The following is a 20,153-nucleotide window of genomic DNA, read 5'->3' as shown; positions in this document are numbered from 1 at the left end:
GATCATCGAACTGCAAACGGCCATGCTGATCGGGTCGCACGAACGCGCCGCGTCGTCAATGCGCCCGGCCGTCCGCAGGCCCGGTTCGGGGCCTCCCGCCGCCTCGGCACGGGAGCCGCGAAGGCCGTGGCGGCCAACGCTCCGGGAGCGGGGGATGGCTTGGTTGCGATGTCTCCGGCCTGCGGGCACATGACGCAGCGTAAGGTGCGCCCCGCCCACCCGTTAGACCTCGGGCGCGACGAGACGGTGATAGAGGTGCCACGTGGCGTGGCCGAGCACCGGGAGCGTGACGGTCACGAGCCACGCGAGGCAGGCCACGAGGCCAAGGCCGCCGAGCGCATGGAAGCCGTCGAGGAACAGGCCGAAGGCGGGCGCGGTGCGAAAGTCCGCGAAGCCGGACCGCAGGGCGTCGGTCGCGTCGCGCCAGGCGACGAGGCGGATCTCCGGCGCGGCGCGCAGGGCACCCGGGGAGGGGATCGCGGCGTCGTTCGGGGACATGGCGGTTCTCCGTCGGGCCTGAAGGTCTCGCCCTAGCGGCGGAAGCTCACTCCCGCCGAGCGGCCGTTCTGCCACATCACGGTGCAGAAGCGCGGCGTCCCGGGGCGCTCGCCGAAGCTCATCGTGAAGTCGGGGGGAAGCTCCACCTCCTCGTCGAAGAGCAGCATCGCCCCCGTCCGCGAGATGTCCTTCACCGAGCAGCGAAGGATGCGGTGGCCTAGGCGCACCAGGGCCGGCGCTCCCAGCCGCTTGCGGGCGCTTTCCCGGCGATTGTCGGTCTCGAACAGCATGTCGTCCCTGCCCATCGGTCGACGGGCAGGCGCCAGGGTCCCAGGGGCGCGCCGCGGATCGTCGATGCGGGCGGCAAGCTAGGCGATGTGACGCACCGGAAATCCACAGGCGCGGAGGAGGATTCGGCACCTCTACGTGATCGTCCGGAGGCCGCGCTCGCCGCAGGGTTGACGGGCGGTGAACGTCTAACCCTCCGCCACGGGGCGCATCACCGCGTAGAGCGCGCTCTTCGCCTCGAAGCCGATGCCGGGGATGTCGGGCATCGCGACGCGGCTGTCCCGCACGGGCACGCTGTCGGCGAACCCCCCGAACGGCGCGAACACGTCCGGGTAGCTCTCGTTGCCCCCTAAGCCCAGCCCCACCGCGATGTTGAGGGCGAACTGGTGCCCGCCATGGGGCACGCAGCGGCGCGGCGACCAGCCGTGCGCCGCGAGCATGTCGCGCGTGCGCAGATATTCCACGAGGCCGTAGGAGAGGGCGGGATCGAACTGGAGGATGTCGCGGTCGGCGCGCAGCCCCCCGTGGCGGACGAGGTTGCGGGCGTCTTGCATGGAGAACAGGTTCTCGCCCGTGGCCAGCGGCGGGGCATAGACCGTGGCGAGCGCGGCGTGAGCGAGGTAGTCGAGGGGGTCGACGGGCTCCTCGTACCAGCGAAGATTATAGGGCGCGATCGCGTGGCCGAAGCGGATCGCCTCCTCCAGGGAGAAGCGCCCGTTCACGTCGACGCACAGCCGCGAGCCGTCGTGGTCCAGCACCGCGAGCGCCGCCTCGATGCGCGCCAGGTCCTCCTCGAGGGGCACGAGGCCCACCTTCATCTTCACGGTGGAATAGCCCCGGTCAAGATAGGAGCGCATCTCGTCCTGGAGGCCCTCCAGGCCCTTGCCGGGGTAGTAATAGCCCCCCGCCGCGTAGACCCACGCCGTCGCGTCGGCCTCGCCTCCGTTGTAGCGGTCGGCGAGGAGGCGCCAGAGGGGCACGCGGTTGGCCTTCGCGACCGCGTCCCACAGCGCCATGTCGAGGACGCCGACCGCCACCGAGCGCTCGCCGTGCCCGCCGGGCTTCTCGTTGCGCATCATCGCGGCCCAGGCCCGGTGCGGGTCGACGAGCCCGTCCTCGCCCTGGAGGTCCTCAGGCCTGGCCGAGAGGAGGCGGGGGATGAAGCGCTCGCGCAAGAGGCCCTGCGGCGCGTAGCGGCCGTTGGAATTGAAGCCGAAGCCCACCACGGGCCGGCCCTCCACCACTACGTCCGTGACGACCGCCACCACGCTCGCCGTCATGGTGGAGAAGTCGATATAGGCGTTGGCGATGTCGGATTTGATCGGCGCGACGATGTCGCGGATGGCGGTGATGCGCATGGAGCGGTCCCGTGGCGTGTGACCGAGGGCCGGGCCGGCGGCCCCTCACGGGCAGATTGGCCGACCCTGGCCGCCCTGTCGACGCGAACCACCCATGCGTCGTGCGCATTGAGGAGGGTAGGCGCGCGGGCTAAGGTCCCGCACCCGGCAGGACATCGCCCCCGCATGCCCCGTTCCACCTCTGCCACGGCTGCGACCGGCCCCTGGTCGCAACCTTATCTCCTCCTTACGCTCACCGCGCTCATGTGGGGCGGCAACGCCGTGGCGGGGCGGCTCGCGGTGGGCGAGGTCTCGCCCATGGCGCTCACCGCCCTGCGCTGGCTCATCGCCGTGGCGGTGCTCGCGGTCGTGGCCCGGCGCGACCTCGTGGAGGCCTGGCCGGTGCTGCGGCCGCGCTGGGCCTCGCTGGCGCTCTTCGGCACCATGGGCTTCACGGCCTTCAACGCCCTGTTCTACGTCGCGGCCCATCATACGGCGGCCGTGAACCTCGGCATCATCCAGGGCGCGATCCCCGTCGTGGTGCTGCTCGGCGCGCTGGTGGCGTTCCGCACGCCGATCCGGGGCGTCCAGGTGCTCGGGGTCATGCTGACGTTGGTTGGCGTCGCGGTGGTGGCGGCGCGGGGCGATCCGCGCGTGCTGGCGACCCTCGCCGTGAACGCGGGCGACCTCTACATGCTCCTCGCCTCGGTGCTCTACGCGCTCTACACCCTGGCGCTACGCAACCGGCCCCCCGTCTCGGGGCTCGCCCTGTTCGCCGCCATGGCGCTGGCCGCCTGCCTCAGCTCCCTGCCGCTCGTCGCCTACGAGGCCTGGAGCGGCGCGTTCCACTGGCCCACCCCGAAGGGCTGGCTGATCCTCGTCTATATCGGGCTCTTCCCCTCGCTCCTGTCGCAGATCCTGTTCATCCGGGGCGTCGAGCTCATCGGCCCGGGGCGGGCGGGCCTCTTCGTCAACCTCGTCCCCGTCTTCGCCGCGATCCTCGCGGTCGGCATCCTCGGCGAGCCCTTCCGCTGGTACCACGGCCTGGCGCTCACCCTGGTGCTCGGGGGCATCTGGCTGGCGGAGCAGCGGCGGCGGTAAGACCGCGGGAGGCCCGCTCCCACCTCGCCGATCCCACCCTCGCCCTCGTCCTGAGGTGCCCACCGCAGGTGGGCCTCGAAGGGCGTTCCAGCGGTCTCCGGAGGGCTGTGGAAGCGCTCTGCGTGGTTCGAGACGCGCTCTTCGAGCGCTCCTCAGCATGGGGGGAGACTGCTGGATCAGCGTCCAGCCCCTCACCCGGAGCACTTCGTGCATCCCTCTCCCTATGGGAGAGGGGAGAGGGCGTCACACAGCGCAGGCCATGAAGCCCGCGCGGATCGCTTCCGCGTCGAGGTTGCGGCCGATGAAGACCACCCGGCTCTCGCGGGGCGCGTCGCCCCAGTCACCCTGGAGATCCCCGTCGAGGATCATGTGGACGCCTTGGAAGACGAAGCGCTGCGGCTCGTCGGGGAAGGCCACGATGCCCTTGCAGCGCAGGATGCTCGGACCCTCGCGCTGGGTGAGGTCCGTGATCCAGGGCATGAACTTGGCCGGATCGACCTCGCCCGCCCGGAAGGAGAAGGACTGCATCTCCTCGTCGTGGTGATGGTGGTGCCCCGCCTCCAGGAACTCCGGCTCGATCTCGATGATGCGGTCGAGGTCGAAGGCCTTGCGGTCGAGCACCTCCGTCACGGGGATCTCGCAGCGCTGGGTGCGGTGGATGCGGGCATAGGGGTTGATCGCGCGGATGCGCGCCTCCACCTCGCCGAGCTCGGCCTCGGAGACGAGGTCGATCTTGTTGAGCACGATCACGTCGGCGAAGGCGATCTGGTTCTTGGCCTCGGGGGCGTCCTTGAGGCGCTCGGCGAGCCACTTGGCGTCGGCCACGGTCACCACGGCGTCGAGGCGGGCGGCGTCGGAGACGTCCTGGTCGACGAAGAAGGTCTGGGCCACCGGGGCGGGGTCGGCCAGCCCCGTGGTCTCGACGATGATCGCGTCGAACTTGCCCTTGCGCTTCATCAGGCCGTCCATGATGCGGATGAGGTCGCCGCGCACGGTGCAGCAGATGCACCCGTTGTTCATCTCGAACACCTCCTCGTCGGCGCCCACGACGAGGTCGTTGTCGATGCCGATCTCGCCGAATTCGTTGACGATCACGGCGTAGCGCTTGCCGTGGGGCTCGGTGAGGATGCGGTTGAGGAGGGTGGTCTTGCCGGCGCCGAGATAGCCGGTGAGCACGGTGACGGGAATCTTGTCGGTCATGGAAGGCTCCGGGGGCGCGGGGCTGGGCCGCCTGGGGGGCGGCCGCTCTAGCTCGACAGCGCCTGGCTGATCGCCCTTATATTGTGGCGCATCATGTCGATGTAAGTGGGGGCGGGGCCGTCTGGGCCCGACAGGGCGTCGGAATAGAGCCGCCCGCCCGTCACCGCGCCCGTGTCCTTCGCGATTCGCTCCACGAGCCGCGGGTCGGACACGTTCTCGAGGAACACCGCCGGGATGCGCTCGCGGCGGATCTGGTCGATGATGCGGGCCACGTCCCGGGCGCTCGCCTCGGCCTCGGTCGAGACGCCCTGGGGCGCCACGAAGTCGAGCCCGTAGGCCGCCTCGAAATAGGCGAAGGAATCGTGCGAGGTGATCACCCGGCGCCGGTCGGGCGCGAGCCGGGCGATCGCGTCGCGGATCTCCCGGTCGAGGGCGTCGAGGGCCGCGAGATAGGCGTCCGTGCGGGCCCGGTAGCCGTCGGCGCCGGGGAGATCGGCCTTGATGAGGGCGTCGCGGATCGTCGCCACGTAGAGCTTCACGTTAACGACGTCCTGCCAGGCATGCGGATCGACGCTGCCATGGGCGTGGCCCTGGCCGTGATCGTCCGCCGCCTTGAGGGTCCGCACCCCCCGCGAGGCTTCCACGATCGTGGCCTTCGTGCCCGAGGCCCGCACGAGCCGGTCGATCCAGCCCTCGAAGCCCAACCCGTTCGCCACCACGATGCGCGAGGCGGTCAGGCGGCGGGCGTCGGCGGGGGTGGGCGAATAGACGTGCCCGTCCCCGTCGGGGCCGACGAGCGCCGCGACCTCGACCCGGTCGCCGGCGATCTGGCGGACGAGGTCGGCGAGGATCGAGAAGGTGGCGGTGACCCGCATGCGCTCCGCGCCTTGCGCCCGCGCGGGGCCGCTGGCGGCGAGGGCGAGGCCGGACAGCCCGGCGAGAAGTGTCCGTCGCGTGATCATGCGTCAAGCCTCCAGGTGCTTGCGCGGCCGGGCGAGCCAGAGCAGGCCGCCCTCCCGCCCGACGACGAGGGAGACGAGGTAGACGCCCCCGGCGGTGAGGATGATGGCGGGTCCCGCGGGAAGCTCGGCATGGAAGGAGAGGAGGAGCCCCGCGATCCCCGAGACAATGCCGATCCCCGTAGCGATCACGATCATGGCGGTGATCTCGGCGCTCCAGAACCGTGCCGCGGCGGCGGGCAGCATCATGAGGCCCACCGCGAGCAGGGTGCCGAGCGCCTGGAACCCGCCCACGAGGTTGAGCACCACGAGGCCGAGGAAGATCAGGTGCGCCGGGGTCCCGGCCCCGCTCACGGAGCGCAGGAAGACGGGATCGACGCAGTCGAGCACCAGGGGGCGGTAGGCAAGCGCCAGCGTCACGAGGGTGAGGGTGGCGATCCCGGCGAGCAGGACCAGCGCCGCGTCATCGAGCGCCAGCACCGTGCCGAAGAGGACGTGGAGCAGGTCGACGTTGGAGCCGCGCAGGGACACGATGGTGACGCCGAGCGCGAGCGACAGGAGGTAGAAGGCCGCAAGCGAGGCATCCTCCTTGAGCGCCGTGACCCGGGCCACGAGCCCCGCGAGCAGCGCCACGATCACCCCCGCCACGAGCCCGCCGACCGTCATGGCGGGCAGCGACAGGCCGGCCACGAGATAGCCCAGCGCCGCGCCGGGCAGGATCGCGTGCGCCATGGCGTCGCCCGTGAGGCTCATGCGCCGCAGCATGAGGAACACGCCCACCGGCCCCCCGCCGAGCGCGATGGCGATCACGCCCACGAGCGCCCGCCGCATGAAGGCGAACTCGGTGAAGGGGGAGAGGAGGTCGAGGGTCATCCCCCCGCCCTCCCCCCTCCCCCTTGCGGGGAGGGGTCGGGGGTGGGGGTCGCAAAGTCGGAGCTGGCGGAGAGGTCGGGAGCACGCAGGCCGCTACAGCCCTGTTCTGGACCGTCGGCGGGTGGCGTCCCGACCTCCACCCCCGGCCCCTCCCCGCAAGGGGGAGGGGGGATCATCGCGCTCACCGCGCGCACGCGGCGGCGTGGGGGTCGTGGGCCTCGACCATGCGGCGCGCCCGCAGGAGGTTCTCGGCGCTCAGGACGGCGCCGGTCTCGCCCCAGGCCACGGGCTCGCGGGCGATGAGCAGGGTGCGGGGGAAGATCCGCTTGACCACGTCGAGATCGTGCAGGACCGCGACCACCGTGCGCTCCTCCGCGTGCCAGCGGCGCACGAGGTCGAGGAGGTCGGCGGTGGTCTTGGCGTCGATGGCGGTGAAGGGCTCGTCGAGGAGGATGAGGGAGGCGTCCTGGAGGAGGAGCCGCGCGAACAAGGCCCGCTGCATCTGGCCCCCGGACAGGGTGCCGATGGGCCGGCGCTCGAAGCCCGTGAGCCCGACCGCCGCGATCGCCTCCTCGATGGAGGCCTGCTGGCGCCGGCCGATGCCGCCGAACAGGCCCACCTTGCCCCACAGGCCCATGGCGACGAGGTCGAACACGCTCACGGGAAAGCTGCGGTCGATCTCGGCGGCCTGGGGCAGGTAGGCGAGGCGCTTGGCCCGGCCGCCCGCCACCTCGATGCGCCCCTCCAGGGGCGGCAGGGCGCCGGCCACGGCCTTGAGCAGGGTCGACTTGCCGGCCCCGTTCGGGCCCACGATCGCGGTTAGGCTGCCGGCGGGGATCGTGCCGCGCAGGTGGTGCACGGCGGGACGCCGGCCATAGCCCAGCGTCACGTCCTCGAAGCGGATGGCGGCGGCGCTCATGCGGTCAATCCATCGCAAGCCAGACGAGGCCCCACAGCACCGCCAGCACGACGCCGCTGCCCAGGAGCCGCTGCAGCGCCGAGGCGCGCAGGAGCGACAGGGTCGGGGCTGCGGCGACGGCGTGATCGTGGTGAGGGGCCATGAATGTTCTAATATAACATTTCAGGCCGGAGCGGAAGAGGGCGTGGCCGTTTCGCCTCAGAGCCTGACCCGAAAGGGTTCGCACCTGTCCCCCTCATGCTGAGGTCCCCTGCGGAGCCCGGCCTCGAAGCACGCACCACCTCTGCCACGGCCGTCCGGAGATCTGCGCAGGGCACCTCGGAACGAGGGTGGAGCGGGGGCCGTGCTTATGGGCCAGCCTCTCAGGCCACGCGCCGACCCGCTAGAACGGAAGGTACTGGTAGAGCCAGGTCTCGGAGAGCACGTCGCCGCCGTTGCGCAGGAAACAGCGCATCTCGACGGGCTCGCTGCCCGACACGGTGAGGTCGAACTGCGCCCGCCAGTGGCCCGGCACGTCGTTGGGGACGGCCTCCGTCCGGACATAGGAGAACGTGCCGCGCGAGGCCCAGAGCACGGGCTCGGGGAACACGCCCGAGGGGATGCGCGTCAGGGGCTCGCCCTTGAACTCGATCATGAACTTGCGCACGCCCTGGGGCCGGGCGGTGCCGGCCTGCCCGCCATTGCCGAGGCGGGTCGCGACGACGCGCGCGAGGGGCGTGGGGAAGGGCTCCTCGTCGACCCAGTGCATCCGGTAGCGGAACTCCAGCGCCGCGCCGGCCTTCACGGGCTCGGCGGGCACCCACATGGCGACGATGTTGTCGTGGATCTCGTCGTCGGTGGGGATCTCCACGAGCTGCACGCTGCCCCGGCCCCACGGGCCCTGCGGCTCGATCCAGAGCGAGGGGCGGCGCTCGTAGTGGACGCCGTCGAGATAGTGGTCGAAGGCGCGGTCGCGCTGCATGAGGCCGAAGCCCCGGGGGTTCTCGTCCCCGAACGCCGACACGACCGTGCCGCGCGGGTTGTTGAGCGGGCGCCAGATGCGCTCGCCGCCCCCCGTCCACATGGCGAGCCCGTCCGAGTCGTGGATCTCGGGGCGCCAGTCGAGGGCCGTGGGCTTCGACTTCTCGGAATACCAGTACATGGAGGTGAGCGGCGCCACCCCCAGCCGCGCGATCTCGGCGCGGGGGAAGAGCGCCTTCTCGATGTCCATGACCACGGACTTCGTGCGGCGCATCACGAACCGGAACGCCCCCGACAGGCTCGGGCCGTCGAGGAGCGCCATCACCGTCACGGTGTCGGACTCGGGCGCGGGCGTCTCGAGAAAGACGTGGGTGAAGCTCGGGAACTCCTCGGCCTTGCCGAAGACGGCGGTGTCCACCGCGATGCCGCGGGCCGAGAGGCCGTACTGGTAGAGCTCGCCGATGGCGCGAAAGTACGAGGCGCCGAGGAAGGCCACCCAGTCGTTGCGCCGCCAGTCGAGGGGCCCGCGGCTCGATTCCTGGAAGCGGAAGCCCGCGAAGCCCGATCCCCGCGGCAGGAGCCGGGCGGGCGAGTCCGCCGGCATCTCGAAGTAGGCCTCGTCGTAGACGATCTCGCGCGCCTGGCCGCCCTCGACGGCGTACATGCGCACGGGCGTCTGGAAGTAGCGGCCGAGATGGAAGAACGTGACGGGGAACTGGCTCGGGCCCTGCGCCCACAGGGCGGCCTCGGGCTTGAAGCGGATCCGGCCGTGGGCGTCGTAGTCGATCTTCTCGAGGATCTCCGGCGAGGGCCGGGGCGGCGCCGCGTGGGGGCCCCGGGCGAGATCGCGGGCACGCGCCTTGAGGGCGTCGAAGGAGACGGGCCGGGGCTCGCCGAGGCGCAGGCCCTGCTGGGCGAGCGCCTGGCGCGAGAAGCCCGTGGCGGCGAGCGTGCCCGTCGCGAGGGCGCCGGAGAGGAGCGTGCGGCGATCGATCATGGGAAGGCGTCGGTCCGGGCTGGCGGGGGAGGGGGCGCCCCACACATGGTCCGCATCGGCGGACCTTCAAGACGGGAAGGGGTCAGGCGCGGATCGGCTCGACTTGAACCGCGCGGCGCCAGAGCACCACCATGGCCCAGGCGCCGAGCCCGCTGAACAGGAGCATGAGCACGTAGCTCACCGTGTCGCCGAGCTCGAACAGGCCGGCGATGGCCCAGCCGGCCGCCACGGCGACGCCGAAGACCTCCGTGCCGATGAGGATCATGGCGCTCACGATCGTGATCAGGTTCTGCTGCGGCGTCCGGCGGGCGGGCTCGGTCAAGGCTGGGGCTCCGGGTAGGGCGTGAACCGGTTCATAGGCGATCGGGGGCCTTTACGAAAGCAGGCCCTACCCCAGATGCGGTCGCACGTGCAAGAATTCGAGCCCCCGGCCCCATCGAGATCCCATGCCCGAAACCCCTGTCTTCTCCACGGCCGCCGTCGCGGCGCCCCACCACCTCGCCGCCCAGAGCGGGCGAGACGTCCTGGCCCAGGGCGGCAACGCCGTGGAGGCGATGGTCGCGATGGCCGCCACCATCGCGGTGGTCTATCCCCACATGAACGGCATCGGCGGCGACGGCTTCTGGCTCGTGGCCGAGCCGAACGGCCGGGTGCGCGCCTTCGAGGCCTGCGGGCCGGCGGGCGAGCACGCCACCATCGCGCGCTACCGGGAGAAGGGCTACGACGCCCTGCCGCCCCGCGGCCCCGACGCCGCCATCACGGTGGCGGGCGCGGTGGGCGGCTGGCGGCTCGCCTGCGACTATGCCCGCAGCATCGGCGGCGCCCTGCCGCTTGCCGTGCTGCTCGGCGACGCCTTGCGCTATGCCCGCGACGGCTATCCCGTCTCCCGCTCGGAGGCCCATTACGCGCCCAAGGAGATCGAGGCGCTGAAAGCCGCGCCCGGGTTCGCGGAGTTCTTCCTCGTCGACGGCAAATCGCCGCCCGAGGGGCTCAGTCGGCGGGCGCCGCGCGTGGCGGACGTCCTCTCGCACCTTATCAATGCCGGCCTGGACGACTTCTATCGCGGCGACGTCGCCCGCGAGATCGCCGCGGACCTCGCCGAGATCGGCGCGCCCGTCACCCGGGCGGACCTCGCCCGCTTCGAGGCCCGGGTGGTGGAGCCCCTGTCGGTCCGCTACCGCGACGCCACGGTCTACAACCTGCCGCCGCCCACCCAAGGCCTCGCCTCGCTCGTCATCCTCGGCCTCTACGAGCGCTTGAAGGTGGCCCGCGCCGACAGCCTGGAGCATCACCACGCGCTCATCGAGGCCAGCAAGCGGGCGCTTCGCATCCGCGACGAGGTGGTGACGGACCCGGCCCATCTCACCGCCGACCCGGCCTCGTTCCTGGCGCCCGCCGCCCTGGAGGCGCAGGCCGCGCGCATCCGCATGGACCGGGCTGCGCCCTTTCCCCTCCCGCCGGGCGACGGCGACACGATCTGGATGGGCGCCATCGACGCGCAGGGCGTGGCGGTGTCCTACATCCAGTCGATCTACTGGGAGTTCGGCTCAGGCTGCGTCCTGCGCCGCACGGGGCTGCACTGGCAGAACCGGGGCGTGTCCTTCGCCCTCGACGAGCGGGCCCGCAACCCCCTGCGCCCGGGCCGCAAGCCCTTCCACACCCTCAACCCGGCGCTCGCCCGCTTCGACGACGGGCGCGTGGCCCCTTACGGCTCCATGGGCGGCGACGGGCAGCCCCAGTTCCAGGCGCAGGTGCTCACCCGCTACATGGGCGGCCAGGGCGTCGCCGACGCCGTCGACGGCCCCCGCTGGCTGCTCGGCCGCACCTGGGGCTCGGCCAGCACCTCGCTCAAGGTCGAGGATCGCTTCGACCCCTCCCTGCTGGAGCGCCTGAGCCGCATGGGCCACGAGATCGAGGAGATGGGCGCGCCCTATCTCGACGCCCTGGGCCACGCGGGCCTCCTCGTGAAGCACCCCCGCAACGGCCACGTCGAGGCGAGCCACGATCCCCGCTCCGACGGGGGCGCGATGGGGCTGTGAGCGGGTGAGCCGGCGCCGCTTGCGCGGCGGATTCATGCCGGGCTGGATCCCGGATCTGCGATCCGCTTCGCCTGCGGCGGCGCTCCTCTTGTCTGGGAAAGTGGTGGAGGGTGGTCCAGAGCTCTCCCGAACCACGACGCCACTTTCCCGGACCAGCTGCACGAAGTGCAGCGCAGATCCGGGACCCAGCGCAAGAACCCACGGCGAAGCCGCTCCTTATACACCCAACGCCCTCACGCCTCCGCCACGGCCTCCACGGCCGTTCGGTAGCGGGCGCCCGCCACCTCCGTCGGCCAGGGCGCGAGGAAGGCTTCGATCGCCTCGCCAAGCGGCTCCGGCCGGCCGAAGAAGGTCACGCCCTCCTCGCGGGAGAAGCCGGCGAGCCGCGTCGCCTCCAGATAGGCCGCGAGGCGGTCGCAGCGCTTGACGAAGCGCTGCACGGGGGCTGCTGGGGCGGCAGGCAGGCCGAAGCGCAGGCGGATGGCGCCGAGAAGGCGCGCCTCGACGTCCTTGTAGGATTCCCCCACCACCGCCTTGAAAGGCGAGATGATGTCGCCGATCACGTATTCGGGCGCGTCGTGCAGGAGGAGCGTCAGGCGGTCGGCCGGCGCCAGGCCGGGCTGAAGGTCGCAGGCCACCGCCTCGACGAGCAGCGAGTGCTGCGCCACGGAGAACACGTGCTCGCCCCGGGTCTGGCCGTTCCAGCGGGCGACGCGCGCGAGCCCATGGGCGATGTCCTCCAGCTCCACGTCGAGGGGGGAGGGGTTCAGGAGATCGAGGCGGCGGCCCGACAGCATGCGCTGCCAGGCCCGGGGGGGCTTCGCGGGACGGCTCATCCCCGGCCTCATCGCCCGTCCGGCCCGGGCGATCAAGGGCGCTTGCGGGAGGCGTCGCGAATCGCCAGCTTTCATGTGAGATCACCGCCCCATCCGAGACCGCTCCCCCGCCATGCCCGTCCGCCGCCTCGATCCCGTGCTCGTCGACCGCATCGCGGCGGGCGAGGTCGTGGAGCGCCCGGCCTCGGCCGTGAAGGAGCTCGTGGAGAACGCCATCGACGCGGGCGCCCGCGCCATCGACGTGACGCTGGAGGCCGGCGGGCGGCGCCTCATCCGCGTGGTGGACGACGGCGGCGGCATGGCGCCCGACGACCTCGCGCTCGCGGTCGAGCGCCACGCCACCTCCAAGCTCCCCGACGGCGACCTCACCCGCATCGGCACGCTCGGCTTTCGCGGCGAGGCCCTGCCATCCATCGGCGCCGTGAGCCGGCTCACCATCACGACCCGCGCCGCGGGCGCCGAGGCGGGGGCCTCGATCCTCGTCGAGGCGGGCCGCAAGCACCCGGTGCGCCCCGTCGCGGCGGGGCCCGGCACCCGCATCGAGGTGACGGACCTGTTTGCCGCGACGCCCGCCCGCCTCAAGTTCCTGAAATCCGACCGGGCGGAGGCGGGGGCCGTGGCGGAGGTGCTGCGCCGGCTCGCCGTCGCCCATCCCGCGATCCGCTTCACGCTGCAGGGCGACCACCTCACCAACCTCACGCTGCCCGCCGAGACCCCTGATGAGGCGGGCCTGCGGCGCCGGCTGTCGCGGGTGCTCGGCGCCGACTTCGCGCCCAACGCCGTGGCGCTGGAGGCCGCCCGGGAGGGGTTCGGGCTCACGGGGCTCGTGGGGCTCCCCACCTTCCACCGCGGCTCGGCGGCCCACATCCATTTCGTGGTCAATGGCCGGCCGGTGCGCGACCGGCTCCTGCTCGGCGCCGTGCGCGGGGCCTATTCGGACACGATGGCGGGGGACCGGCATCCCGTGCTCGCGCTCACCATCGCCTGCGATCCCCGCCTCGTGGACGTGAACGTCCACCCCGCGAAGACGGAGGTGCGCTTTCGCGATCCGGGCCTCGTGCGCGCGCTCCTCGTCTCGGCGATCCGCGACGCGATCCAGGCCGCGGGCCACCGGGCCGCGACCACGGGCGGGGCGCGCACGCTCGAGGCGCTACGCCCCGGCACGGGCGCCGTCCGGCCCGGCTACGAGGCGCCCCACGCGCCCCGCCCGAGCCCGGCGCTGCGCGGCTGGCAGGCGCCCCTCGATCAGGCCCCCTTCGAGGCCGCACCCTTCGATCACGCAATTTTGGAGCGCCCGGGCTTCGGCGAGGGTGCGCAGGCGGCCTTCGAGCCCTTCACGCCCTCCGCCGACGCCCGCGCCCACATGAGCGCGCCCGAGCCCGAGGCGGTGGCGGCGCCGCTGGGCGCCGCGCGGGCGCAGGTGCACGGCACCTACATCGTGTCGCAGACGGGGGACGGGATCGTCATCGTCGACATGCACGCGGCCCACGAGCGCCTGGTCTACGAGCGGCTCAAGGCCGAGCGGGCGGGCCGGGGCGTGGCGCGCCAGCCGCTCCTCATCCCCGAGATCGTGGAGCTCGACGACGGCTCCGCCGAGATCCTCGCCGAGGCGGCGGAGCGGCTCGCCGAGGTGGGGCTCGTGGTGGAGGGGTTCGGGCCGGGCGCGGTGGCGGTGCGCGAGGTGCCCGCCGCGCTCGCCGGAGGCGATCTGCGGGCGCTGGTGCGCGACGTCGCCGACGCGCTCGTGGAGGGGGACGGGGCGGCGGCCGTCGAGGCGCGCCTCGATGCGATCCTCTCGCGTATGGCCTGCCACGGCTCGGTGCGCGCGGGCCGCCAGATGCGCCCGCAGGAGATGGACGCGCTCCTGCGCCAGATGGAGGCCACGCCCCTGTCGGGCCAGTGCAACCACGGGCGCCCGACCTATGTCGAGCTCAAGCTCGCCGACATCGAGCGCCTGTTCGGGCGGCGCTAGAGCATCGTCACGTGAGGTGGGTCCGGCTCACGTGAGGACGATGCGACCGCTCAAGGAAGAGAGCCGTTTCCGTGCAAACGGAAACGGCGCTGGGCGCCCTATTCCTCGGCGAAGCCCAGCGCCGTCGCGGGACGGGTCTCGCCCCCGGCAGGCGCGGCCGCGGGGCCCGCATCCGCCACGAGGAAGCCCGCGATCTCGTTCATGCTGTCGGCGGCGAGGCGGCGCAGGGCGTCGCGGTCGAGGCCCTCCCAGGGGCTCGCCGCGCTCGCCGCCCGGATGGGCTTGGCGCCCGCCACGCGCTTGGCGCGGCGCTTCTCGGCGTCGAACACGTCCCACACGAAGGCCACCGCCGTGCTGCCGTCCTCGGTGGTCTCGGCCGAGAGGTAGCCCCGGACCCGGTAGCGGGCGTCGGCGCCCGCGCCCACGAGGGTCATGCGCCGCTCCTGCGCGGCCGAGGCGAGCTCACCCTGGAGCGCGCTCTGCACGCCCTGGGGAGCGCCCTCGATGCTCTCCACGGCGATGGGGACCCCCGGCGCGCTCACCAGGGCGCCGCCCGCCGTCTGGCAGCCCGCAAGCCCGAGCGCGGCGGCGAACGCCAGCGCCGTGATGGTCCGTGAAGCCATGTGCCCCTCCTGCCGTTTCGGCAGCCCCGTTAAAGATCTATTATCGTTAACGATGTGTTTACGTGCGCCGCGGCCCGCGGTCCAGCCTGCTCAAGGGCGCCCGGCGGCCCGTCCCCGCCAGGCCCGGGCGGCGCTCTCCGAGCCGATCACGGCAAGCCCCGCGAGAAGCCCCCAGAACGCCGAGCCGATGCCCCCGAGCGCCAGGCCAGACGCCGTCACGGTGAGGGTGAGCACCGCCGCGAAGCGGTCGCGCTCCACGGCGAGCGCCGAGCCGAGCGCGCCGGCGAGCGCTCCGGCCAGCGCCAGACCCGCCACCGTGCGCACGAGCTCGACCGGCAGCGCCGCGAAGACGCCGACAAGCGAGGCGCCGAAGGCGGCGAGCCCCACATAGGCCGCCGCCAGGACCGGGCCCGTGAGCCAGCGCCGGGCGGGATCGGGGTGGGCGTCGGGACCGGCGCAGATCGCCGCCGTGATGGCGGCGAGGTTCGAGGTCAGGACCCCGAACGGCGCCGTGACGAGGGAGGCCAGCCCCGTGACCGCAAGGATCGAGCGGGCGGGCACGGGATAGCCGTTCGCCCGCAGCACCGCGAAACCCGGCAGGTTCTGCGAGGCCATGGTGACGATGAAGAGCGGGAGGCCTAAGCCCGCCAGCACGGCGGGATCGAAGACCGGGGTCACGAGGTTCAGGGTCGAGAGGCCCGGCGAGGGCAGCGGCCCGATGCGTCCCAGCGTCCCGGCAAGGCCTAGCCCCACCGCGATCACGGCGAGCACCGCGCCCGCGGGGCTGACGAGGCGCGCCACGAGGAAGGTGGCGACGAGGGGCAGGACGAGCTCGGGCGCCGTGCCCGCGCTCTCGAACACGCCGATCACGAAGCGCACGAGGATGCCGGCCAGCATGCCGGCTGCGACCGCGGTCGGGAGGCGCTCGATGAGGCGCGCCACCGCGGGCACCGCCGCCGTGAGGAGGACGAGAGCCGCCGCGAGCAGGAACGCGCCCACGGCCTGGCCGATGCCGATTCCCGTGGAGGCCGCGACGAGGGCGGCGCCCGGCGTCGACCAGGCGGTGACGATGGGCAGGCGATGGCGCAGGCTCAGGTACCCGGTGGTGCCCGCGATGGCGAGGCAGAGCCCCGCGACCCAGGACGAGGTCTCCTCGGGCGTGGCCCCCACCGCCCGGGCCGCCGCGACGATGATCGCGAGCGTGCCGGCAAAGCCCACGAGGGCCGCGACGAGGCCGGAGGCGGCGACCGAGACGCGCATCAGCGCACCCGTCCGGCGGGGCGGGACGGGACGTGGGTTCCCACGGGCGGATGGCCCTCTCGGCACATCATGCGGCTGCCTTCGCTGGCGACTCGGTACGGGCCGACAGGTGAGCGAAGCGGGGCGGCGGGTCAATGGCGGATGCGCCAACGGACGCCCGCGCGCCTCCGGGCGAACCCGGATGGCGGGTTGCGGGATAACCGGGCGTTAACCATCATCAGATGGTGTAGGGAGCCGCGGGCGCGTCCGCCCGCCCGGCACTCGAACCGCCCGACCCTGGAGAACGACCCCATGATCGGCTTCCAAGGCCGTCCGGCCCGCGCCCGCGGGCTCGCGCTGCTCCTCGCCGCCGCCGTCCTCGCGCCGATCGCCGCCGCCTCCTCGGCCGCCGCGCAGGTTCCCGATCCGGAGACCACCGCCGCCGCCCCGACGCAGGCCGAGTTCCGCCGGTTCGTCGAGGCCCTGTGGCCCGAGGCGCGCCAGCGCGGCGTATCGCGCGCGACCTTCGACGAGGCCTTCCGGGACGTGAGCCCGGATCCGAAGATCGTGGCGCTCACCAAGAAGCAGTCGGAATTCGTGCGCCCGATCTGGGAATATATCGGCGGGGCGGTCAGCGCGTCCCGGCTCCAGCGCGGGCGGGAGATGGCGCAGCGCTACGCCGCCCAGTTCGACGCGGCCGAGCGCGCCTACGGCGTCCCGCGCGCCGTGATCCTCGGCGTGTGGGGCATGGAGACGAATTACGGCTCGTTCACGGGCAACATCTACGCCGTGCGGGCCCTCGCGACGCTCACCTATGTGCGCTATCGCGGCGAGTTCTTCCGCAACGAGCTCCTCACCGCGCTGCAGATCCTCGAGGAGGATCACATCGACCGCGCCAAGATGCTCGGCTCCTGGGCCGGCGCCATGGGCCAGACCCAGTTCATGCCCTCGAGCTTCATGCGCTTTGCCGTCGACGGCGACGGGGACGGGCAGCGCGACATCTGGAGCTCGGTGCCCGACGCCATCGCCTCCACGGCGAACTACCTCAAGGAGCACGGCTGGACGCCCGGCCTGCCCTGGGGCTACGAGGTCGCGCTCCCCGACGGGTTCGACTTCCGCAACCTGCGCCAGACCTTCGCGGGCTGGGGCCAGCTCGGCGTGGCCCGCGTCGACGGGCGCGCCCTGCCGGGGGGCGGCGAGGCGACCCTGCTCCTGCCGGCGGGCGCGGGCGGGCCCGCCTTCCTCGTCACGGCGAACTACGACGTGATCAAGGCCTACAACGCCTCGGACGCCTACGCGCTGGGGGTGGGCCATCTCGGCGACCGGGTGCTCGGCGGGCCGGCCATCCAGGGCGACTGGCCGACCAAGGAGCGGATGCTCGACAAGGATCAGCGCGTCGAGGTGCAGAAGCGGCTCATGGCGCTCGGCTTCTACCAGGGCGAGACGGACGGCAAGCACGGCTCGCGCACCCGCGACGCGGTGCGCCAGTTCCAGCTGCGCCGGGGTCTCGTTCCCGACGGCTACGCCAACGTCGCCGTCCTGGAGCAACTGCGCCGGGCGCGTTGATCGCCCGCGCCAGCGCCGGGGTGGCCACCGCGCCGAAGGTGGTGCAACATGCACGCCTTGGGGGCGTTGTGGGATCGCGGGCCCGATCCGGGCCGGCGCGGAGCTGTCGAGGGAACATGCGTTTGCCGTCCATCGCCGGGATCCTGGCCGTCCTCGCGGTTCTGCTCGCGACGGGCGTGTCGGGCCTGCATGCCGAGAACGACGACGTCCTGCGCTATCCGGGCAGCCGCGGGAGCCTGTTCGGCGCGCCCTCCCAGGGCCAGCCGCGCCGGCAGCAGACCGTCCAGCCCTACGGCTCCGGGTATCCGGGCCCCCGCGGGCCGGCCCAGCCCTATGCCGGGACGCGCTATCCCGGCCAGGTGGACCCCTATTACGACCCGCGCCGCGACCCGCGCTACGCCGCCCCCGAACGCCGCGCCGCGCCCCGTCCGCCCGCCGCGCGCGCCACCGCCCGGCGGCAGGCGCCCGCCGCCGCGCAGCCGGCCGGCGAGCCCAAGAAGCAGGAGGCGAAGGTCGAGATCACGACGCGCATCGCCGTGTTCGGGGATTCCCTTGCCGATCTCGTGGCCGACGGCCTGAGCGACGCCTTCGAGGACGCGGCCGAGGTGGAGGTGACGAGCGAGGCAAAGGCCAATTCGGGCCTGGCGCGCACCGACGTGCAGGACTGGCCCAAGGCCATCCGCGACTACATCGCGGCGAACGACAAGCTCTCGGTCGGCGTCATGATGGTGGGCGTGAACGACCGCCAGCCCATCCGCGAGGGCGACGAGACCCACGAGCCGCTCTCCGACCGCTGGCGCCAGCTCTACGGCGACCGGGTCGACGCGGTGGCGGCGGCCTTCAACGAGCGCAAGCTGCCCTTCGTCTGGATCGGCGCGCCGCCCGTGCGCAGCGAGCGCCTGAGCGCCGATCTCATCGCCATCAACGACATCATCCGCGAGCGCGTGCAGCGGGCGGGCGGCGTCTATGTCGACATCTGGCCCGGCTTCGTCGACGACGAGAACCGCTACACGCCCACGGGCCCCGACCATCGCGGGCAGACGGCGCGGCTGCGCAGCGGCGACGGCGTGCTCCTGACGAGCGCGGGCGCCCGGACGGCGGCGGAGTTCGCGGTGACGGAGCTCAAGCGCATCATCGAGCGCAAGCGCTTCGACGCGCCCGCGGTCGCCGCCTCCCCCGAAACGGATCCCGCCGCGCAGCAGGCCGCGATCGACCGGATGATCGACGGCGCCGTGCAGCCCCTCCTGGAGCAGGGCCAGGTCGCGGCCCTGCCGCAGCGCCCTCTCGCCGGGCCCGTGGTGCCGCTCACCCGGCCCGAGGTGGCGCCGGGCGGCGTCCTCATCTCGGCCCGTCCGGCCTTCGACGCCGATACGGCGGCCCTGAACCGCCGCGCCCTCGACCAGGGCATCCCGCTGCCCTCGCGCCCCGGGCGCGCCGACGACTTCCGCTGGCCGCGCTGAGGGCGCGGCTCACGGGGCGGCGCGGGGCAGGTAGAGGCGCACGGTCGTGCCCTGCCCCGGCGCGCTCTCGACGAGGATGCGCCCGTTCGACTGGGTGACGAAGCCGTAGACCTGCGAGAGACCCAGCCCCGTGCCCTGGCCCATGGGCTTCGTGGTGAAGAAGGGCTCGAAGACCCGGTCGATCACCTCGGGCGGGATGCCCTCGCCCGTGTCGGCCACCTCCACCATCACGTAGTCGGCGGCCGGCAGGTCGGGCACGAGGGCCGCGGCCGCTTGCGGCAGGTTGGCGGTGGCGAGCACGAGCCGCCCGCCGGCCGGCATGGCGTCGCGGGCGTTGACGGCGAGGTTGACGAGGGCGTTCTCCATCTGGTTCGCGTCGATGCGCGTGGGCCACAGATCGGGTGCGGGGCTGGTCTCGAGGGCGATCTGCTCGCCGAGCGTCCGGCGCAGGAGCTCGGCCATGCCGGCCACGAGTTCGTTCACGTCGACGAGGCTCGGCTCCAGCGGCTGCTTGCGGGCGAAGCTGAGAAGCTGCTGGGTGAGCGCCGCGGCGCGCTCGGCGCCCGTCATGGCGTGGCCGAGCGTGCGCTTCACGTCCTCGCTCGCGTCCGGGAGCTTGCGCTCCAGCCGCTCGAGATTCGCCACGATGACCGTCAGCAGATTGTTGAAGTCGTGGGCGACGCCCCCCGTGAGCTGGCCCACCGCCTCCATCTTCTGCGACTGGCGCAGCATGGCGGCCGTGCGCTCGCGCTCCGCGGTCTCCCGGGCGAGCGCCTCGAGGGCGAGGTCGCGCTCGCGGATGCCGGCGGCGAGCGCCTCGTTGAGGTGCTGGAGCTGGCCGGGGGAGGGGAGGGCGAGGGCCTGCGGGATCAAGGGCCAGAGGGCCGCGGCCGTCACCACCGAGGCCACGGCCGTGAACGCCTTCACGAGGGCCTCGCTGCCGTAATCGGGCCGCCAGAGCGTCCAGATCGAGAAGAAGTGGGTGGTGCCGCAGGCCAGGATGAAGACCGCGAAGCACCAGAACATCCACGAGAAGGCGAGGTCGCGGCGCCGCGAGACGAAATAGCCGAGGGCAAGCGGGATCGAGAAATAGGCCGTCCCGATGAGGGCGTCCGAGACCACGTGGGTCCAGACGAGCTCCGGCCGCCAAAGGAGGCAGATCCCGTGCGGCGAGAGGCTCTCGGACTCGAACAGGTTGCGCAGGTAGTCCAGCATGGGCGGCCTCTCGGGCGCGACCGAGGAGCCGTGGGACGCCGTGCCGTCGGGCGGGCGCCGCACGCCGCCTC

19 protein-coding genes are annotated in these 20,153 nt (G+C 72.8%); 5 read left to right on the top strand and 14 right to left on the bottom strand.

Annotated elements, in window-relative coordinates; translation table 11 throughout:
- Positions 1-222: 222 nt before the first annotated feature.
- From F0L46_RS13740 to F0L46_RS13730, 3 genes are all read right to left on the bottom strand, one after another.
- Positions 223-498 carry a DUF2189 domain-containing protein gene (locus F0L46_RS13740; RefSeq protein WP_149818452.1) on the bottom strand — a complete coding sequence of 92 codons (276 nt, stop codon included), beginning with the start codon at positions 496-498 and terminating at the stop codon, positions 223-225.
- Positions 499-530: 32 nt separating this feature from the next.
- Complete coding sequence (locus F0L46_RS13735) at positions 531-788, bottom strand: PilZ domain-containing protein (RefSeq protein ID WP_188311966.1); 258 nt, start codon at positions 786-788, stop codon at positions 531-533.
- Between the two features lie 186 nt (positions 789-974).
- Positions 975-2,144: an enolase C-terminal domain-like protein gene (locus F0L46_RS13730; protein WP_149818448.1), complete on the bottom strand. Its 1,170-nt coding sequence runs from the start codon at positions 2,142-2,144 to the stop codon at positions 975-977.
- Positions 2,145-2,309: 165 nt separating this feature from the next.
- Between F0L46_RS13730 and F0L46_RS13725 the strand changes: the two genes are divergently transcribed.
- Positions 2,310-3,224 carry a DMT family transporter gene (locus tag F0L46_RS13725; RefSeq protein ID WP_149818446.1) on the top strand — a complete coding sequence of 305 codons (915 nt, stop codon included), beginning with the start codon at positions 2,310-2,312 and terminating at the stop codon, positions 3,222-3,224.
- Between the two features lie 243 nt (positions 3,225-3,467).
- Here F0L46_RS13725 and F0L46_RS13720 read toward each other — a convergent pair whose 3' ends face one another.
- The 7 genes from F0L46_RS13720 to F0L46_RS13695 all read right to left on the bottom strand — a co-directional run bounded on the left by F0L46_RS13720 (position 3,468) and on the right by F0L46_RS13695 (position 9,397).
- Complete coding sequence (locus F0L46_RS13720; protein ID WP_149818444.1) at positions 3,468-4,424, bottom strand: CobW family GTP-binding protein; 957 nt, start codon at positions 4,422-4,424, stop codon at positions 3,468-3,470.
- A 47-nt stretch (positions 4,425-4,471) separates the two neighbouring features.
- Complete coding sequence (locus F0L46_RS13715) at positions 4,472-5,386, bottom strand: metal ABC transporter substrate-binding protein (protein ID WP_149818442.1); 915 nt, start codon at positions 5,384-5,386, stop codon at positions 4,472-4,474.
- Positions 5,387-5,389: 3 nt separating this feature from the next.
- Entirely contained in the window at positions 5,390-6,256 is an 867-nt protein-coding gene (locus F0L46_RS13710; protein WP_149818441.1) for a metal ABC transporter permease, read from the bottom strand.
- A 181-nt stretch (positions 6,257-6,437) separates the two neighbouring features.
- On the bottom strand, positions 6,438-7,175 hold the full coding sequence (gene aztA, locus F0L46_RS13705) for a zinc ABC transporter ATP-binding protein AztA (RefSeq protein WP_149818439.1): 738 nt from the start codon (positions 7,173-7,175) through the stop codon (positions 6,438-6,440).
- A 4-nt stretch (positions 7,176-7,179) separates the two neighbouring features.
- Complete coding sequence (locus F0L46_RS26200; protein ID WP_188311965.1) at positions 7,180-7,317, bottom strand: hypothetical protein; 138 nt, start codon at positions 7,315-7,317, stop codon at positions 7,180-7,182.
- Between the two features lie 240 nt (positions 7,318-7,557).
- Positions 7,558-9,132, bottom strand: a complete 1,575-nt coding sequence (locus F0L46_RS13700; protein WP_149818437.1) for an OpgD/OpgG family glucan biosynthesis protein — start codon at positions 9,130-9,132, stop codon at positions 7,558-7,560.
- Between the two features lie 82 nt (positions 9,133-9,214).
- On the bottom strand, positions 9,215-9,397 hold the full coding sequence (locus tag F0L46_RS13695) for a hypothetical protein (protein WP_149818468.1): 183 nt from the start codon (positions 9,395-9,397) through the stop codon (positions 9,215-9,217).
- Between the two features lie 181 nt (positions 9,398-9,578).
- Between F0L46_RS13695 and F0L46_RS13690 the strand changes: the two genes are divergently transcribed.
- Positions 9,579-11,171, top strand: a complete 1,593-nt coding sequence (locus F0L46_RS13690) for a gamma-glutamyltransferase family protein (RefSeq protein ID WP_149818435.1) — start codon at positions 9,579-9,581, stop codon at positions 11,169-11,171.
- 233 nt (positions 11,172-11,404) lie between these two features.
- On the opposite strand, the gene F0L46_RS13685 is transcribed toward F0L46_RS13690, so the two are convergent.
- On the bottom strand, positions 11,405-12,007 hold the full coding sequence (locus F0L46_RS13685) for an HD domain-containing protein (RefSeq protein ID WP_149818433.1): 603 nt from the start codon (positions 12,005-12,007) through the stop codon (positions 11,405-11,407).
- Between the two features lie 112 nt (positions 12,008-12,119).
- Between F0L46_RS13685 and mutL the strand changes: the two genes are divergently transcribed.
- Entirely contained in the window at positions 12,120-13,979 is a 1,860-nt protein-coding gene (mutL, locus tag F0L46_RS13680) for a DNA mismatch repair endonuclease MutL (protein WP_149818431.1), read from the top strand.
- Positions 13,980-14,077: 98 nt separating this feature from the next.
- Here mutL and F0L46_RS13675 read toward each other — a convergent pair whose 3' ends face one another.
- Together F0L46_RS13675 and F0L46_RS13670 are read right to left on the bottom strand one after the other, a co-directional pair.
- Entirely contained in the window at positions 14,078-14,602 is a 525-nt protein-coding gene (locus F0L46_RS13675) for a hypothetical protein (RefSeq protein WP_149818429.1), read from the bottom strand.
- Between the two features lie 90 nt (positions 14,603-14,692).
- Positions 14,693-15,862 (bottom strand): benzoate/H(+) symporter BenE family transporter, encoded by a 1,170-nt coding sequence (locus F0L46_RS13670; RefSeq protein ID WP_149818427.1) that lies wholly within the window; start codon positions 15,860-15,862, stop codon positions 14,693-14,695.
- A 291-nt stretch (positions 15,863-16,153) separates the two neighbouring features.
- Between F0L46_RS13670 and F0L46_RS13665 the strand changes: the two genes are divergently transcribed.
- Both F0L46_RS13665 and F0L46_RS13660 read left to right on the top strand, forming a co-directional pair.
- Complete coding sequence (locus F0L46_RS13665; RefSeq protein WP_149818425.1) at positions 16,154-17,407, top strand: lytic murein transglycosylase; 1,254 nt, start codon at positions 16,154-16,156, stop codon at positions 17,405-17,407.
- Between the two features lie 116 nt (positions 17,408-17,523).
- Positions 17,524-18,867: an SGNH/GDSL hydrolase family protein gene (locus F0L46_RS13660; RefSeq protein WP_149818424.1), complete on the top strand. Its 1,344-nt coding sequence runs from the start codon at positions 17,524-17,526 to the stop codon at positions 18,865-18,867.
- A gap of 9 nt (positions 18,868-18,876) precedes the next feature.
- Here the strand turns inward: F0L46_RS13660 and F0L46_RS13655 are convergent, their stop codons facing one another.
- Positions 18,877-20,145, bottom strand: coding sequence for an ATP-binding protein (locus F0L46_RS13655; RefSeq protein WP_240539989.1), 1,269 nt, complete (start codon positions 20,143-20,145; stop codon positions 18,877-18,879).
- Positions 20,146-20,153: the final 8 nt, after the last annotated feature.

The sequence above is a fragment of the Salinarimonas soli genome, from assembly GCF_008386575.1.
Taxonomy (GTDB): Bacteria; Pseudomonadota; Alphaproteobacteria; order Rhizobiales; family Beijerinckiaceae; genus Salinarimonas_A; species Salinarimonas_A soli.
The sequence above is the reverse complement of the archived record's forward strand: the minus strand, read 5'-3'. Positions and strand labels throughout refer to the sequence as shown.

Excerpts from the sequence above, each read along its gene's own strand:
- F0L46_RS13690 (WP_149818435.1), top strand. The coding sequence starts at position 9,579 with ATGCCCGAAACCCCTGTCTTCTCCACGGCCGCCGTCGCGGCGCCCCAC.
- F0L46_RS13715 (WP_149818442.1), bottom strand. The coding sequence starts at position 5,386 with ATGATCACGCGACGGACACTTCTCGCCGGGCTGTCCGGCCTCGCCCTC.
- F0L46_RS26200 (WP_188311965.1), bottom strand. The coding sequence starts at position 7,317 with ATGGCCCCTCACCACGATCACGCCGTCGCCGCAGCCCCGACCCTGTCG.
- F0L46_RS13720 (WP_149818444.1), bottom strand. The coding sequence starts at position 4,424 with ATGACCGACAAGATTCCCGTCACCGTGCTCACCGGCTATCTCGGCGCC.
- F0L46_RS13700 (WP_149818437.1), bottom strand. The coding sequence starts at position 9,132 with ATGATCGATCGCCGCACGCTCCTCTCCGGCGCCCTCGCGACGGGCACG.
- F0L46_RS13695 (WP_149818468.1), bottom strand. The coding sequence starts at position 9,397 with ATGATCCTCATCGGCACGGAGGTCTTCGGCGTCGCCGTGGCGGCCGGC.
- F0L46_RS13740 (WP_149818452.1), bottom strand. The coding sequence starts at position 498 with ATGTCCCCGAACGACGCCGCGATCCCCTCCCCGGGTGCCCTGCGCGCC.
- F0L46_RS13735 (WP_188311966.1), bottom strand. The coding sequence starts at position 788 with ATGCTGTTCGAGACCGACAATCGCCGGGAAAGCGCCCGCAAGCGGCTG.
- F0L46_RS13730 (WP_149818448.1), bottom strand. The coding sequence starts at position 2,144 with ATGCGCATCACCGCCATCCGCGACATCGTCGCGCCGATCAAATCCGAC.
- F0L46_RS13670 (WP_149818427.1), bottom strand. The coding sequence starts at position 15,862 with ATGCGCGTCTCGGTCGCCGCCTCCGGCCTCGTCGCGGCCCTCGTGGGC.
- F0L46_RS13710 (WP_149818441.1), bottom strand. The coding sequence starts at position 6,256 with ATGACCCTCGACCTCCTCTCCCCCTTCACCGAGTTCGCCTTCATGCGG.
- F0L46_RS13725 (WP_149818446.1), top strand. The coding sequence starts at position 2,310 with ATGCCCCGTTCCACCTCTGCCACGGCTGCGACCGGCCCCTGGTCGCAA.
- F0L46_RS13660 (WP_149818424.1), top strand. The coding sequence starts at position 17,524 with ATGCGTTTGCCGTCCATCGCCGGGATCCTGGCCGTCCTCGCGGTTCTG.
- F0L46_RS13665 (WP_149818425.1), top strand. The coding sequence starts at position 16,154 with ATGATCGGCTTCCAAGGCCGTCCGGCCCGCGCCCGCGGGCTCGCGCTG.
- F0L46_RS13675 (WP_149818429.1), bottom strand. The coding sequence starts at position 14,602 with ATGGCTTCACGGACCATCACGGCGCTGGCGTTCGCCGCCGCGCTCGGG.
- aztA (WP_149818439.1), bottom strand. The coding sequence starts at position 7,175 with ATGAGCGCCGCCGCCATCCGCTTCGAGGACGTGACGCTGGGCTATGGC.
- F0L46_RS13685 (WP_149818433.1), bottom strand. The coding sequence starts at position 12,007 with ATGAGCCGTCCCGCGAAGCCCCCCCGGGCCTGGCAGCGCATGCTGTCG.
- mutL (WP_149818431.1), top strand. The coding sequence starts at position 12,120 with ATGCCCGTCCGCCGCCTCGATCCCGTGCTCGTCGACCGCATCGCGGCG.